This window comes from Pseudoalteromonas sp. AOP31-A2-14, from assembly GCF_052378035.1.
Classification (GTDB): domain Bacteria; phylum Pseudomonadota; class Gammaproteobacteria; order Enterobacterales; family Alteromonadaceae; genus Pseudoalteromonas.
In genome coordinates this window covers 635,502-651,009 of record NZ_JBQSXI010000001.1, presented here as the reverse complement: position 1 = coordinate 651,009, position 15,508 = coordinate 635,502, and the positions used below count along the sequence as shown (strand labels likewise).

Here is a 15,508-nt window from a genome sequence, read left to right as displayed (position 1 = left end):
AAAAAAGACCTGCAAATGCAGGTCTGTTTCGTTGTCAGTCATCGTTATTGCGAAGCAAATTTATTCAATATCGCTTTGCTCAATTTCATCATCAACAAGTGTAAACTCAACCTCAGCTTCATCGACTCGTTGTAAACCACGGGGTAGTTTATTACCCCGGCGACCACGTTCACCATGATAGTGTTCTAAATCACTTGGTTTTAAGGTTAGTTTGCGCTTACCTGCATGCAAAGTAACGCTGCTACCTTGTGGCACTACAGCAAGCACTTTGACAAACTCTTCACGAGCCAACACTTTAGCGCCAGGAATAGAGATAATCTTATTGCCTTTACCTTTACTCAATTTAGGTAAATCACGTAGTGGAAACAGTAACATGCGCCCTTCGTTAGAAATCGCCATGCAATAATCGCTTGCCACATCACTTACTCTAATAGGTGTTAATAACTCGCCGCCTTTAGGGACACTTACCAGTGTTTTACCATTTTTATTTTTACTGACTAAATCTTTAAAGTCAGTAATAAAGCCATAACCGGCATCAGAGGCCATTAACAATACTTGATTATCTTCGGCCATCACCACATGCTCAAAGTTAGCACCAGAGGTTAAATTAAAGCGCCCAGTCATGGGCTCACCTTGGCTTCGAGCCGATGGTAAACTATGCGCATCAGTGGCAAAAGCGCGCCCTGCTGAGTCTAAGAACACAGCAGGCTGATTACTTTTTCCTCGAGCTGAGGCTTTAAATTCATCACCCGATTTATAGCTTAAGCTTTGTGCGTCAAGATCATGACCTTTACCTACACGTGCCCAGCCTTTCTCAGAAAGCACCACAGTTACAGACTCTGATGGAATTAAATCCTTTTCACTCAGAGCTTTGGCTTCTATACGTTCAACCACAGGAGAGCGACGGTCATCACCATAAAGTTCAGCGGCTTCTTGAATTTCTTTTTTCAGTAATGTCGACATACGACGGTCTGAACCCAACGTTTTTTCTAACTTATCACGCTCTTTAGCCAGTTCATCTTGCTCACCACGAATTTTAAACTCTTCTAACTTCGCTAAATGACGAAGTTTTAACTCTAATATCGCCTCAGCTTGTAGATCAGATATAGCAAAGCGTTCTATTAGCACTGGCTTTGGCTTATCTTCAGTACGAATGATCTCTATCACTTCGTCAATATTTAAAAAGGCGGCTAATAAACCTTCTAAAATATGTAACCGCGCTAAGACTTTATCTAAACGGTATTGCAGCCGACGGCGTACGGTTTCACGACGAAAAGTGAGCCATTCAACTAAAATGCTACGTAAGTCTTTTACTTGCGGGCGACCATCTAGCCCTAACATGTTTAAATTAACACGGTAGTTTTTTTCAAGATCTGTCGTGGCAAATAAGTGCGCCATAAGTGGCTCAGCTTTAATACGGTTTGAACGCGGTATAATCACTATTCGAGTTGGGTTTTCGTGATCTGACTCATCACGTAAATCAGCCACCATTGGTAATTTTTTAGCATTCATTTGCGCGGCAATTTGTTCTAGTACTTTGCTGCCTGAACATTGATGTGGCAGCGCAGTAATAACAATATCACCTTGTTCTTCGGTATAAATCGCACGCATTTTTATCGAACCACGACCGGTTTGATAAATCTTACGAATATCCGCTTTTGGAGTAATTATTTCTGCTTCAGTGGGGTAATCAGGTGCATGTACCAGCTCTAATAGCTCGTCTATTTCTGTTTTTGGCTTATCTAGTAATAAGCAACAAGCACTGGCTACTTCACGCACATTATGTGGTGGAATATCGGTTGCCATACCTACCGCTATACCTGTCACACCATTGAGTAAAATATGGGGTAACCGCGAAGGTAAAACTAGCGGTTCATTCATCGTGCCGTCAAAGTTTGGCGTCCAATCAACGGTGCCCTGACCAAGCTCTTTAAGTAATACTTCAGAAAACTTAGATAAACGCGCTTCAGTGTAACGCATTGCAGCAAATGATTTAGGATCGTCTGCAGCTCCCCAGTTACCTTGCCCATCAACTAATGGATAACGGTAAGAGAATGGTTGCGCCATTAATACCATGGCTTCATAACAAGCGCTGTCACCATGTGGATGGTACTTACCTAGTACATCACCCACGGTACGGGCTGATTTTTTATACTTAGCCGCTGCCGATAAACCCAGCTCGCTCATTGCATAAATAATACGACGCTGAACGGGCTTAAGCCCATCACCAACATGGGGTAATGCACGGTCCATGATCACATACATGGAATAGTTCAAATAGGCGTCTTCGGTAAAACGCCCCATTGTTTGTTGCTCAATTCCTTGCATTAGCAAGGTATCTGTATCACTCATTTAAAGCCTACCTAATTTTTTTATAGCTAACACGGTAGATCACATTGGCATAATCATCAGAGACTAATAAACTGCCATCAGCCATCTCAGCAAAAGCGACTGGCCGACCAAATGTTTCTTCATTTTGCATAAAGCCCGTTATAAACGGTGTGTATTTTACCACACGTCCTTGCTCAATTGTGGCTACAGCCACTTTATATCCTGCTTTTTTAGTGCGGTTCCACGACCCATGTTCAGCCACAAAAAGTTGCCCAGAGTAACTGCTTGGGAACTGTTTACCACGATAAAAATGGATACCCAATGGCGCTACATGCGCGCCAAGCGCTAACGCCGGAGAACTGTAATCAGCTATTTTTTTGCCTTTACCAAACTCAGGGTCAATAATTGCGCCAGCATGTACATACGGAAAACCAAAATGCTCGCCTTCCTGGCTTAAACGGTTTAGCTCATCCGGCGGCATGTCATCACCCATCATGTCGCGACCATTATCGCTAAACCATAGCGTTTGCGTACTTGGGTGATAGTCAAAGCCAACAGAGTTTCGAATACCTTTTGCTAACGTCTTTAACTGCTTGGTATTGGTATCAAGCGCAAAAATACGACCAAAACGTTCATCTTCAGCGCAAATATTACAAGGCACGCCAACAGGAATAATTAACTCGCCAGTTGGCGAAAAACGAATAAATTTCCACCCATGGTGGCGCTCAATTGGTAAGGCATCATAAACCACTTCAAATTTTGGCGCTTTTAAATGTTTATCTATATCTTTAAAGCGAATAACACGTTCAACCTCAGCAACATACAAGTCGCCATCTTTTATGGCAATACCTGAGGGCATGTTTAAATCACTGGCAACCACCATTTTTTTATCGGCAACACCGTCACTGTTATGATCGATTAGTGCATAAACATTACCGGCTTTACGCGAGCCAACATACACAATACCTTTTTTAGACACCGCAATTTGCCGAGCATTTTCCACATTTTTGGCAAATAAACTGACCTGAAAACCATCACTGACTGTTAATTTACTTAAAATATCTTTAGCCAGTACTGGAGTACTTATCAACCCCAGCATTAAAAAGGAGCTTAGTAATTTAATCATCTGTCTCTATCCTATTGAGTCCATGTTCCTTTGCAGCATAAGGTGCTTTGCCGGATTTCTATTAAAGAGCTCTATAAATTTTTATTACTCTTATTAGTAGGGGTTGATGACCCTTTTAGGATTAAAACTTCTTCCATTTAAAGGCGAGTGAATCGCCTCTTAGAAGAGCTCTTCGGGCAGCGCGTGTTAACTACGAAAAAGAAACGACGCCTAATCCTAATATCTTAAATTTTGTTGTACACTACTTGGCTCAAATTTAAATAATTGTGGGCTTTATTTAAAATGGTAATGAACAACAAGCTGCTTTTTACGCTATTGCTCATTATACTGATTTTACACAGCTGTATTAAAAATAAACATGTATATCAACCTAACTAATCATAGCCATAACGTCTAAATTAAACTTGCGCTTTATTACCGTGATCTTCAAGCCACTGGCGACGATCTGACGAACGTTTTTTCGCTAGCAACATATCCATCATTTCCATGGTTTGCTCTTCTTCTTCAAGTGTGAGCTGCACTAAACGGCGAGTATTAGGGTCCATGGTCGTTTCACGTAATTGTAACGGGTTCATTTCACCCAAACCTTTAAAGCGCTGAACGTTTAATTTTCCGCGTTTTTTCTCAGCTTCAATGCGCGCTAAAATACCGTCTTTTTCGTCTTCATCAAGCGCATAATAAACTTCTTTACCAATATCAATTCTAAATAACGGCGGCATTGCAACATACACATGCCCTTCCTTAATAAGTGCGGTAAAGTGCCGCACAAACAAGGCGCAAAGCAACGTTGCAATATGCAGTCCATCCGAATCCGCATCGGCCAAAATACAAATTTTGTTATAGCGCAGTCCTGATAAATCGCTAGATTCAGGGTCAATACCTAAGGCAACTGAAATATCATGCACCTCTTGGGATGCCAATATTTGCCCTGACTCAACCTCCCAAGTATTAAGTATTTTACCGCGCAGTGGCATTATAGCTTGAAACTCTCGGTCGCGAGCCTGTTTAGCTGAACCACCCGCTGAATCACCTTCTACTAAAAACAGTTCAGTGCGGTCGTTATCTGCAGCGCTGCAATCGGTCAACTTACCCGGCAGAGCGGGGCCTGATGTCACACGTTTACGCACCACCTTTTTTGCCGCCCGAAGGCGCTTTTGTGCATTTGAAATACATAATTCAGAAAGTAACTCGGCAGTTTCGGTATGCTCGTTTAACCATAAACTAAACGAATCTTTTACCACACCTGAGACAAACGCAGAGCATGAGCGTGAAGACAGCTTTTCTTTTGTTTGCCCAGCAAATTGAGGATCTTGCATTTTAACTGACAACACATAGCTACAACGCTCCCAAATATCATCAGGGGTAAGCTTTACGCCACGCGGTAATAAATTTCTGAATTCACAGAATTCGCGCATGGCTTCAAGTAAGCCTTGGCGTAGGCCATTTACGTGGGTGCCGCCTTGCGCAGTAGGAATTAAATTTACGTAGCTTTCTGCAATTGATTCGCCACCTTCTGGCAGCCAGACCACCGCCCAATCAGCGCCTTCAATAGCACTTGAAAACTCACCGACAAACGGGTCTTTGGGTAATACTTCAAAGCCTTTTATAGCTTCATTTAGATAATCTTTAAGGCCAGTTTCGTAATACCATTCTTTAGTTTCTTTAGTTTGTTTATTGGTAAATTTAATTCTCAAGCCCGGACATAAAACAGCTTTGGCTTTTAATAAATGATGCAATTTAGTCAGTGAAAAATTAGGCGAGTCAAAATAGCTTACATTAGGCCAAAAACGTACTGTGGTTCCGGTGTTGCGTTTACCCACACTGCCAATAACGTTTAAATCTTCAACTTTATCACCCTGTTCAAAAGCCATTCGAAACTGCTGTGCATCACGTCGTACAGTTACTTCAACACGATTAGATAAGGCATTTACAACAGAAATCCCCACACCATGCAAACCACCTGAGAATTGATAGCTTTTATTAGAAAACTTACCACCTGCGTGCAATTTAGTAAAAATCAGCTCAACCCCAGGAATACCTTCTTCAGGGTGAATGTCAATCGGCATGCCACGGCCATCATCACTGACTTCTAGCGAATTATCTTCATGCAAAATAACATCAATTTTTGTCGCATGACCTGCCATAGCTTCATCGACACTGTTATCGATCACCTCTTGACCTAAATGGTTTGGGCGCACGGTATCGGTGTACATACCGGGGCGGCGTTTAACAGGTTCAAGCCCATTTAGGACTTCAATGGCTTCGGCGTTATAATTTTGCTGACTCATAATTTTTATCTTTTTAAGTGCTTAGCTATGTTTTACGTGATTTTAAGAAAGTCTACAATACTTGCAAAGGTGCGTTCAAAGCCAATAAAACTATGATCGCCACCAAATTCTATCTGTTGCTTACATTGTGAATAATAATTAACTGCGCGCTGATACGGTAACACTTCATCCCCTGTTTGCTGTAACAAATACAATAGCGAAGGATGAGGTAAATGCGCAATCGATAACGCTTTTAATGCGTTAACATGATTATTGTTTAATTCGTACGTATACTGCTGATAAGGATTATAGTTCGACCCGAGCAGCGAACTCAATAGCAAATAAGGCTGTACAGCAGGATTAATAACAACACAGCGTAATTGATACCGTTGTGACAAATAAGTAGCGTAAAAACCACCTAAAGAGCTGCCAACCAATACTGTATCAGGTGTGAGTAATTGCTCAATTTGTAAAATTGCTCGCAAGGGTTCATGGCTTAAGCGCGGCACACAGTAATCAACATCATAGTTTGCCATATACTCACTAAGGCGCACAGCTTTATATGACTTTTCACTGCTATTGAAGCCATGTAAGTAAATTACTCGTCGAGCCATATCACATCCGTAGTTATATCAAGTTGTGTACTATTTAATGGTGCAAATAAATTAATAAGCCGATAACTTGGCCCTAAGTCAGATTGCTGCCACTGAGTTGTATTTTTTGTAAACTGTATAGAGCTGGCAGGTGTCGCGTAAACAGCTAAGCCACGGTAATCAAATTGATACTGATGATGCACATGACCATGAAACAACGCTTTAACTTGCCCAGCATTAACCAAAACATTAAGCAATTGCGGGCCATTTTCAAGCATATGCTTATCTAAATAGCCACTAATTGGCAGTGGGTTATGGTGACAAAAAACAAGGGTTGGTTGTTTATAACTCGTCAAAGTATTTGCAATTTCGTCAAGATGTTTTTGATTAACCCAACCGGCAGGTGTTGAACTTTTAGAGTTAACAAGTAATAGCTCCGCTCCCTGAGACCTAAGCCGCTTAGCACATTTAATTTGCCCACGACTTATTTTATTTAAATAATCAATTTCATCATGATTGCCTGGCAACCAAAATACCGGGCAATTTAAGTTCGCCTTTGCAATAAGCTCTGCAAACACTAAGTAAGAGTTAAAACTATGATCTTGTGTTAAGTCGCCACCAAAAATAATGGCATCAACATTTTTTTTAGCTATATCAGCTAAGCAGCGGCTAAAATTAACAGCCGTATTAACGCCAAAATAGCACTCTTTTTGCTCAGCGAATAAATGACAGTCGGTAATATGGGCTAATCGTAATGATGATTTATCAAACTCAAAAACTTTATCAAACCAAGCCATTTTTTACATCCCAATTAAGTTCGGCCCGACCATTTTCAAGGCACGCTGTTAACCAATCATGTAAAAAAGCATTGAGTTGATATTTTTCATCTTTTTGATGCATATTCGGATTTGGGTAAGCATAAGAGGGCTTAATGCGTTGATGGTAATCATGGTGAATAATTTCAGCAACTTTCGCATCGTGGTATAAACGTACTGTTAAGAATAAAGGCGCTATACCTTGTAACATCCCTGACTGCTGAGTAATCGCGATATCCATGGTGTATTTTGCGGTTGATTCAATTGTCACCTGAAACTGATTGCTGCCCAACAGTACTTTTCGGCTACAGCCTACCTCATGCTGCTTAGGCAATAATTTTAAGGCGCGTAGATAGTTATACTCACACAAAGTAAGGTATTTAGGTAAACTTTGAATATAACGTTGTTGCACTGTAGATACGGCCACATTACCACCAATAAATTATAGTTAACCTGTTAGTAAATCTCTTAATTAAAGTTCAGGTTAGTTAAAAGTTTACTTTGCTAGTCGCTGTCGGTTTAGTGCCAGCCATTGCAAAGAAATAACCGTAGCAGCGTTATCTATTTCGCCACTTTGCAATCTTGCAAGTACATTATCAACACTCATAATATGCGTTTTTATGTCCTCACCTTCATTTTCAAGGCCAAACACGCCACTTTGATGCTGACTTAAATCGGTGGTTGCTAAATACAAATGTAAACGCTCCGTCGTTCCACCAGGACTTGATAAATACGACAACATAAATTCCAACTCATCAAGTTCAAGCCCTGCCTCTTCAAAGGCTTCGCGCTTTACAACTGCGGGGTAATCTAAACTACCGTCAGTCATTCCCGCGATACATTCTAGCAGCCAAGGCGATTTATTACTTTTAATAGCACCGATACGAACTTGCTCAATTAACAAGACACTATCCAATATTGGGTCATAAGGTAAAACTGCAACCGCATCGCCGCGCTCAAGAATTTCGCGCTTAATAACCTCTGACTGACCCCCCGCAAATAAAGCGTGTTTAAATTGGTATAAATCTATTTTAAAAAAACCATTATACAGGTTTTCAACGGGCGCTAACTGTACATCTTGCTGTTGAAATTGAGCAATTAACTTGTTGTTCATGATTAACTAAACCTCATATTATATTCTGTTACACTTGTTCACGCCGTTTTACGTAATTATTTTTTTGGTTATTAAGTAAAACAGGGTAACATGTCTTTAGTATGCAAAACTGTCTAAGGACTGAACGAAAGATGAAAAAGAACATTATTGCGGCGCTAGTTGGCTTGTCATGTGCATTAACTGCGACGACCTCTAACGCAGAAGATTTATTACAGGTTTATGAAATAGCCACAGCGAACGATCCCACTGTTTTAAAAGCAAAAGCGCAAGCAGACGCCCAAGCATATAATAGCGACAGCGCCATGAGCGCCCTATTACCACAAATTGGCCTTACTATGGGTTACACTAAAAGTGACTCAACGTCGTATCAGAGCTTTGCTGACGCCACCACTCTTACCGAAGTAAATAGCAGCTACGATCAGTTTACTCGTGGTTTATCGTTATCTCAAACTCTGTTTGATTTAGGTGCGTGGAATTCTTTAAACATTGCAGACAAACAAGCGCTACAAGCCACCGCGCAATATGACTTTGCTAAGCAAGACTTAATAGTTCGTGTTGCAGATGGCTACTTTAACGTATTAAATGCCATTGATAATCTTGAGTTTGTACAATCTGAAAAACGCGCTATTGAACGTCAATTAGAACAAACTAAACAACGTTACGCGGTAGGCCTAACCGCGATTACCGATGTGCACGAAGCACAAGCTCAATACGATAACTCAGTAGCACAAGAAATTGTGGCAAAAAATGGTGTCGAAACCGCACGTGAGCAACTTCGTGAAATTACCGGTAAATACCATGCAAAGATAGATATTTTAAACACTGATACTTTTTCAACCGTAACACCTGCTAAAGACTCAACTGACTTTATTAAGGTTGCTGAACAACAAAACCTAAGTTTACAAGTATCAAAAGTGACGGTAGATATAGCTAAAGATCAAATTGATTTAGCGCAATCTGGCCACTACCCAAAGCTAACCCTAGACGCAAGTTACGGCGACGCCCTTACTGACAGTGAAATTAATAACGTCACAATTAACAACCAACCGCGAAGCGACCAAGCAAGCGTAGGAGTTAATTTCAGCGTACCAATTTATTCAGGCGGAGCAACAACTGCAGCAACTAACCAAGCTCGTGCATTTTATGTAGCTGCTAGTGAAGATTTAGAATCAACGCTTCGCGGCGTAATACGCTCTGTTATCACGTCATATAACCTAGTTGTTTCTGACATTGCAACTTATCATGCATTGCAACAAGCAGTGATTTCAGCTGAAAGTGCCTTAAAAGCAACCGAAGCAGGCTTTGAAGTTGGTACACGTACCATCGTTGATGTATTAGTTAGCACCCAAAACCTATTTAATGCAAAAAGTAACCTAGCCAATGTACGCTATCGTTATGTGCTTTCTACTTTGCGTTTAAAGCAAGCCGCTGGTACTTTAACACCTGATGATTTAGTTGCTATAAATCAAGGCTTAAAAGAGATTTAATTAACTCTTACTGTTTATTTTTAAAGCCAGCTTAGTGCTGGCTTTTTTGTATTTTTTATGACATCCAGTTAAACTTGTATTTTTTATACATTGAGATTTTTTGTGGTCAATCATTCCCCTTTCAAAATCGCTTTTCTAGGCCCTCGTTATTGGTTAACTTGGGTTGGCGTATTCTTTTTATATATTATTTCTTGGCTGCCTCATAAGCTGCAACTGCAAATGGGCAAGTACCTTGGTCGCCTAATCTATCGTTTTATGAAACGCCGCCGTCATATTGCAGAGGTAAATATTAGCTTGTGCTTTCCTGATATGCCAAAACAAGAACAGCAAGCCCTAGTATTAAAAAATATGGAAAATACCGGTATAGCGATGATGGAAACAGGTATGGCTTGGTGGTGGCCTAACTGGCGGGTTAAAAAGGTGTATGGCTCAATAAAAGGCTTAGAACACTTTGCACAAATACAACAATCAGGTAAAGGTGTGCTGTTACTGGTGCCGCATATTTTACACCTTGAAATGGCAAGCCGTATAATGGGTTTAAAATGCCAAGGCATTGGTTTTTATCGCCCCCATAACAACCCACTAATGGAGTACTTCACAACCAATGGACGCTTACGTTCAAACGAGTATTTAATTGGCAAACGTGATGTAAAAGGCTTATTAAAGGCCCTTAAAGATAAAAAAGTATGCTATTACTTACCCGATCAAGATTATGGCCGAAAACGCTGTGAATTTGCGCCTTTTTTTGCTGTTACTGACACAGCAACCACCACAGGTACACTGCTTTTTTCAGCCAGTAAAAACTGCGAAACAGTCAGTTTAACGAGCCGCCGTGATGCACAAGGAAAATATCACCTCGAGGTATTACCAGCGCTTGAAAACTTCCCAAGTGGAGATGATTTAACGGATGTAACTCGGGTTAATCAACGTATTGAAGACGCTGTAAACGCGGCTCCAGAGCAATACATGTGGCTACACAGGCGTTTTAAAACTCGCCCTGATGAAAACGCCACTTCTTATTATAAGTGACAAGATCAAAACATATGCTGTTATTAATTAATATACATAAGAGAGTATGAGTTATGTGGTTTTAAGTTAAGCACTTACCATTAGCCATTATTTTAATTACAGCAACAGTTTACTTTTTATTTGGCGATTTAAACTGGATATGAAAACTCAAAAAACGCAGCTGCAGAAGGCTTATCGCCTTTATTGGTATTTAAGTAAAGACTAGGTCGTAAAAGATCACTTTAGGGTCGATAGCACATTCAGCTCAATACTTTACCAAGTTAGCCGTACTATAAACGATGTCTTTATAAATGAAGTGTATACCTTTTTTGTTATAAACAAAGAGCAGCGGTGATCACCAAACTGCCCTCAGAATATATCCGCGAAAACTGTCAAAAGCTACCTGGTTAGCTCAATATAGCTTAATCCAGCGTAAACACATGCCGCCAAATAGCACACACAGCCTCAATATGCTCAACCAGCTCAACTTTTAGTGCACACCTGCCCTTTTGATCCAAACTCATAATATGATAACGCGAACGGTACTCGATATAAGCGCTGATCAAGTCATTTTTCATGGCCGTGCTGATACAGTTTAGCCTTGCTGCATCAGATAAAATACGCACGTTATCTGGGTGTTGGGTAAGCTCACTGTAAGTATTAGCATTTTTAAGAACCAGATACTGAGTAATAAATTCAATATCAGTCATGCCGCCGCGGTCTTGTTTTAAGTCAAATAGAAGCGTATCGCCTTTCGCTAAATGACTGCGCATTTTCTCGCGCATTTTTACTACATCGTCTTTAAGAGTTTGCTCTTCTCGAAACTGACATAAAACACCTTGGCGAATTTCATTAAAGCGCTGCTGCAATTGCGCCTCACCTAAAATCATTCTAGAACGCACAATGGCTTGATGTTCCCATGTCCAAGCCTGAGTTTGCTGATAATGATTAAAACTATCAATATTAATGGCAAGCAGCCCTGACGCACCTTCTGGGCGTAATCGAGTGTCCAGTTCATATAGAATACCCGACGTGGTACGGGTATTAAATAAATGCATTAAGCGCTGTGCTAGCTTTAAATAAAATTGCCGTGAGTCTATCGACTTTTTGCCGCCAGTTTGACTTGAGCCATCATGGTTATGCACAAACACTAAATCTAAGTCTGAATTATACCCCACTTCAAAGCCACCAGTTTTACCGTAGGCAATAACTGCAAAACCTTTATTTTCATCGTCCGTACCTTGTGGCATACCAAATCGATTAACCATTTGTTGCCACGCAATATTAACGGTTTGCTCAACAACAGCCTCAGCAAGCGCTGTTAAGTGATCGCTTACTTTCATTACATCAAGTACTTGTGTGGCATCTGCTGCTGCAATACGTAGCTGGTGAGTTTGCTTAAATTGCCTTAGAGCTTCCATTTGCAGCTCAAGATCGTCACTATCAATGCGTAAAAAGTATTGCCTAATTTCATCTTTATAGGCGCTAAGTGGCGTCGGTTTATAAAGCACTGCCGGATCAATTAGCTCATCAAGTAAAATAGGATAACGAGAAATATGCTCCCCAATCCATTTACTATGACAACATAACGATACCAGCTGTTTAAGTGTACCGGGGTTTTCGTAAAGCAGCTCTAAGTAGGCAGTTCGTGAGATAATTTTACGCAATATTTGGCAAACCATGCTAAATACCGCTCCGGTGGCATTACTTGTAGCAAGCTGCTTAAGTAACACGGGCATTAGTTTATCAAGAGTTTCACGGCCACGAGCACCAATTTTAGTTGTGGTTAAACGCGCCTTAAACTCATCCAAAGGCTGCTGCCAGTCATTATTGGGATCATCTAAGAAATCCACATCACTGTGATCCCAAACATTAATAAAAGCAGTTTCACACGGATCTACAGGCTCACTGTCATCACCAATTACTTGCTCAAACTCACCATGTATGCCAGCCATAACTTGTTCAATAAAGGCCAAACTTTGATTAAAATCGGTTTTATTAAGTAAATAATTTAAGCGATACTGTCCCAACTCATCATCGGGGAGTGTTTGCGTTTGTTGATCATCGAATATTTGTAAATACTGCTCAATTCGACGAAGTGTTAAATAGTTGTCTTTAAGTTCTTGTGCTTCGTCTTCTTCAATAACTTGATTATGAGTCAATTCAGTGAGTGCAGTTAATAATGACTGAGTTTGTAAGTTAGCCTCACGACCACCACGCACCATTTGCAATGCTTGTACAATAAACTCCACCTCACGAATGCCCCCCGCCCCCAGCTTAATATTATTAGTTAAACGTTTACGACGAACTTCTTGGGCAATCATTTGTTTCATTTTTCTTAGTGATTCAATCACCGAAAAATCAATATAGCGACGGTATACAAATGGCTTAAGTAATTGATAAAACTCTTGGCTGTAATCTGACTGCTCACCAATTAAGCGCCCTTTGAGCATAGCGTAGCGCTCCCACTCTCGGCCTTGTTCTTGGTAGTAATCTTCAAGAGCACTAAAACTCATGACTAACGGGCCGCTTTCGCCAAATGGGCGTAAACGCATATCAACACGAAAAACCTGTCCGTCTGCAGTTACTTGGTTAAGTGCTGAAATTAACTTTTGCGCGACCTTGGTATAAAACACTTGCGCTTCTATAGCACGTCGCCCTCCTTGAGTTTTAACGCTGCGCGGATAGGCAAAAATTAAATCAATATCAGATGAATAATTAAGCTCTCGCCCACCCAACTTACCCATTCCAAGTACAAATAAAGGCAATGGCCGTTGTTGTTCATCAAAGGGCTGGCCATTAACTAAAGCCACTTGAGTATGCGCCCAACGATTAGCGCTATCGATAAGTTGGTCAGCGAGTGCTGAGATGTAATTAATACTATCGGCAATATCGTTATGGCAACATAAGTCTAAAAACGCGACTTTAAGCCAAAATTTTTCACGATAGGAGCGTAATAATTGATGACATTGCGACTCGCTTATTTCAGAAAGTTCAAGCCCTTCAAATGGGCAAGTTACTTCGCGCTGTGCAATAAAGTCTTCATCCACCAGCTCTGCGATTAATGCTGGTTGAGATTGCAAGCTGCGCCATGCAAAGTCGCTTAAGGCTAATAATTTAATAATGATGTTAGTACAGGGCTTATCTGTATCAAGCGTTAAAGCTCGTTCTTTTCCAAGCTCATAAAGATGGCTTGGCATCTCACTTAAAGGCTCTGTTATGGGGTTCATCAAATACTCTCTTTTATCTCATCAATAACCGTACTAGAATGATTTACATAAAATAACCATTTAAGGTTCATAATGTCTTATTTATCTTTATCTAACACTAGTTTAATGACTATTGCTATTAGTTTTACGGTTATTTGCTTAGCCATTATTTGTTTGCGAATTATCGCTCACACTAAAGCAAAACAAGCTTTAAAAGAAGAGCTCGCCGAGCACGACAACTTTGCTTTGGGGATTAGTTTTGCAAGCGAAATTATTATTGTAACTGCTACTATGGCATTTTTATTCGATGAAATCAGCTTAAGTTCTGCACAATCTAACCCATTGAAGGTTGTTGTATTAATTGGCTTACTATTTGGGTTTATTAAAATTGGACACCTCATTCATCGCAAATGGATATTGCGTCGTTTTAATGAAGAAGCCGCTATTTTAAAACAAAATGTTTGTGCTGCATTGGTCGATTCAAGTATGTTAATAGCGAACTGTATAGTGGTATTAGGTGTTTATAGCTGGTCGCATACTCAAGGTTTTAGCAACTTATTAATTGCAGGAGTGAGCTTTTTCTTACTGCAAAGTATTTTTGCCATCGACAGTAAAATACGCGAAGAGCGTTTTGCTAAAAGCAATCAAGGAGCGTCATTACAAAGCAACTTTAATTTAGAAAACACCTCTATTGGTATTCGTTATGCAGGTAAATCAATTGGCTTAGCGCTGGCTATTTATGCTGGTTTATCTAGTGCTGAGTTTCATAATGATAAAATGGTTGAAAATCTATTCACTATTACCTTACATTGCGGCGTGATGTGGATATTGCTTTATGCTTTAACGGGTATTATTAAATTAATTTCGTTACCTAACATAAATACATCGCTAGAAATTGATCACCAAGATAATATAGGTATTGCCTGTATAGAGTTTGCTGTTTTCGGTGCAATAGGCTATTTACTTATTAGGATGTTTTCTTTGTAACACATGATCGTGTTAACTTAAAAACATCAATACAATCAACAGTCTAAATTAATGCCAGAGCGCATGAGGGCTTATGCCGTTTGAAATAAATAATTATTTACTAGTTGACTATGACACGGAGTTTACTCGTCGATTTTCTGAGTATTATTTTTGCGGCAAAACAACAAGCGCCTTAGTTGTTGCAGGCGCCAATACACGCAGCTTAGTAAAACTAATGTTTGATGAACTTATTAAAGACTATTGCTACTGCGAGTTTGAAAATGAAATAAGCGTTTCCGAGCTGGCTACTTATGTACACGAGCACCACAATGTAGCCGGTGTATTAATCAACAAGACAGATTACTTACTTTGTGATGAAAAACAGCGATTTATTTTTAACTCACTGCATACTGTGCGTTTTTTGATCACTGAGAAGGACGATGGGTTTTCATTTGAAGCTGCCCCTGATGACGCACAAAGCAATCATCTTTCATGTCAAAGCGACATCGCTGAGACTCCACAGAATTTAGACGCCATGTTCGAAAAGCTTAATAACTAGCTTGCGCCTAGCGCTTGGCTTACTTACCATAAG

At 40.2% G+C, this 15,508-nt stretch carries 12 protein-coding genes and 1 pseudogene; 5 read left to right on the top strand and 8 right to left on the bottom strand.

The window, feature by feature from the left end; all coding sequences use genetic code 11:
* Nucleotides 1-60: 60 nt before the first annotated feature.
* From parC to ACT3S9_RS02995, 7 genes are all read right to left on the bottom strand, one after another.
* Nucleotides 61-2,352 carry a DNA topoisomerase IV subunit A gene (parC, locus tag ACT3S9_RS03025; RefSeq protein ID WP_441833855.1) on the bottom strand — a complete coding sequence of 764 codons (2,292 nt, stop codon included), beginning with the start codon at nucleotides 2,350-2,352 and terminating at the stop codon, nucleotides 61-63.
* 7 nt (nucleotides 2,353-2,359) lie between these two features.
* Nucleotides 2,360-3,457 carry a PQQ-dependent sugar dehydrogenase gene (locus ACT3S9_RS03020; RefSeq protein ID WP_441993051.1) on the bottom strand — a complete coding sequence of 366 codons (1,098 nt, stop codon included), beginning with the start codon at nucleotides 3,455-3,457 and terminating at the stop codon, nucleotides 2,360-2,362.
* A 398-nt stretch (nucleotides 3,458-3,855) separates the two neighbouring features.
* Entirely contained in the window at nucleotides 3,856-5,745 is a 1,890-nt protein-coding gene (parE, locus tag ACT3S9_RS03015) for a DNA topoisomerase IV subunit B (RefSeq protein WP_441993050.1), read from the bottom strand.
* 32 nt (nucleotides 5,746-5,777) lie between these two features.
* Nucleotides 5,778-6,338: a YqiA/YcfP family alpha/beta fold hydrolase gene (locus ACT3S9_RS03010; RefSeq protein ID WP_441994568.1), complete on the bottom strand. Its 561-nt coding sequence runs from the start codon at nucleotides 6,336-6,338 to the stop codon at nucleotides 5,778-5,780.
* Nucleotides 6,323-7,114, bottom strand: coding sequence for a metallophosphoesterase (locus ACT3S9_RS03005; protein WP_441993170.1), 792 nt, complete (start codon nucleotides 7,112-7,114; stop codon nucleotides 6,323-6,325). The genes ACT3S9_RS03010 and ACT3S9_RS03005 overlap by 16 nt, the downstream gene beginning before the upstream one ends.
* Nucleotides 7,101-7,559 (bottom strand): DUF1249 domain-containing protein, encoded by a 459-nt coding sequence (locus ACT3S9_RS03000; protein ID WP_441833850.1) that lies wholly within the window; start codon nucleotides 7,557-7,559, stop codon nucleotides 7,101-7,103. The genes ACT3S9_RS03005 and ACT3S9_RS03000 overlap by 14 nt, the downstream gene beginning before the upstream one ends.
* A gap of 69 nt (nucleotides 7,560-7,628) precedes the next feature.
* Entirely contained in the window at nucleotides 7,629-8,246 is a 618-nt protein-coding gene (locus ACT3S9_RS02995) for an NUDIX domain-containing protein (protein WP_441833849.1), read from the bottom strand.
* Between the two features lie 131 nt (nucleotides 8,247-8,377).
* On the opposite strand from ACT3S9_RS02995, the gene tolC reads away from it, so the two are divergent.
* The 3 genes and pseudogenes from tolC to ACT3S9_RS02980 form a co-directional block, all read left to right on the top strand.
* Entirely contained in the window at nucleotides 8,378-9,733 is a 1,356-nt protein-coding gene (gene tolC / locus ACT3S9_RS02990; protein ID WP_441993169.1) for an outer membrane channel protein TolC, read from the top strand.
* Between the two features lie 102 nt (nucleotides 9,734-9,835).
* Entirely contained in the window at nucleotides 9,836-10,762 is a 927-nt protein-coding gene (gene lpxL, locus ACT3S9_RS02985; protein ID WP_441833847.1) for an LpxL/LpxP family Kdo(2)-lipid IV(A) lauroyl/palmitoleoyl acyltransferase, read from the top strand.
* A 178-nt stretch (nucleotides 10,763-10,940) separates the two neighbouring features.
* A pseudogene (locus ACT3S9_RS02980) lies at nucleotides 10,941-11,152 on the top strand (TcpQ domain-containing protein); the annotation flags it as partial.
* 11 nt (nucleotides 11,153-11,163) lie between these two features.
* On the opposite strand, the gene glnE reads toward ACT3S9_RS02980, so the two are convergent.
* Entirely contained in the window at nucleotides 11,164-13,971 is a 2,808-nt protein-coding gene (glnE, locus tag ACT3S9_RS02975) for a bifunctional [glutamate--ammonia ligase]-adenylyl-L-tyrosine phosphorylase/[glutamate--ammonia-ligase] adenylyltransferase (RefSeq protein WP_441993168.1), read from the bottom strand.
* 72 nt (nucleotides 13,972-14,043) lie between these two features.
* Between glnE and ACT3S9_RS02970 the strand changes: the two genes are divergently transcribed.
* Together ACT3S9_RS02970 and ACT3S9_RS02965 are read left to right on the top strand one after the other, a co-directional pair.
* Entirely contained in the window at nucleotides 14,044-14,937 is an 894-nt protein-coding gene (locus tag ACT3S9_RS02970) for a DUF350 domain-containing protein (RefSeq protein ID WP_441833845.1), read from the top strand.
* Nucleotides 14,938-15,010: 73 nt separating this feature from the next.
* A complete protein-coding gene (locus tag ACT3S9_RS02965) occupies nucleotides 15,011-15,475 on the top strand; it encodes a hypothetical protein (protein WP_441833844.1) in 465 nt (154 codons plus the stop codon).
* Nucleotides 15,476-15,508: the final 33 nt, after the last annotated feature.

Excerpts from the sequence above, each read along its gene's own strand:
- parC (WP_441833855.1), bottom strand. The coding sequence starts at position 2,352 with ATGAGTGATACAGATACCTTGCTAATGCAAGGAATTGAGCAACAAACA.
- ACT3S9_RS03020 (WP_441993051.1), bottom strand. The coding sequence starts at position 3,457 with ATGATTAAATTACTAAGCTCCTTTTTAATGCTGGGGTTGATAAGTACT.
- parE (WP_441993050.1), bottom strand. The coding sequence starts at position 5,745 with ATGAGTCAGCAAAATTATAACGCCGAAGCCATTGAAGTCCTAAATGGG.
- ACT3S9_RS03010 (WP_441994568.1), bottom strand. The coding sequence starts at position 6,338 with ATGGCTCGACGAGTAATTTACTTACATGGCTTCAATAGCAGTGAAAAG.
- ACT3S9_RS03005 (WP_441993170.1), bottom strand. The coding sequence starts at position 7,114 with ATGGCTTGGTTTGATAAAGTTTTTGAGTTTGATAAATCATCATTACGA.
- ACT3S9_RS02995 (WP_441833849.1), bottom strand. The coding sequence starts at position 8,246 with ATGAACAACAAGTTAATTGCTCAATTTCAACAGCAAGATGTACAGTTA.
- tolC (WP_441993169.1), top strand. The coding sequence starts at position 8,378 with ATGAAAAAGAACATTATTGCGGCGCTAGTTGGCTTGTCATGTGCATTA.
- glnE (WP_441993168.1), bottom strand. The coding sequence starts at position 13,971 with ATGAACCCCATAACAGAGCCTTTAAGTGAGATGCCAAGCCATCTTTAT.
- ACT3S9_RS02970 (WP_441833845.1), top strand. The coding sequence starts at position 14,044 with ATGTCTTATTTATCTTTATCTAACACTAGTTTAATGACTATTGCTATT.
- ACT3S9_RS02965 (WP_441833844.1), top strand. The coding sequence starts at position 15,011 with ATGCCGTTTGAAATAAATAATTATTTACTAGTTGACTATGACACGGAG.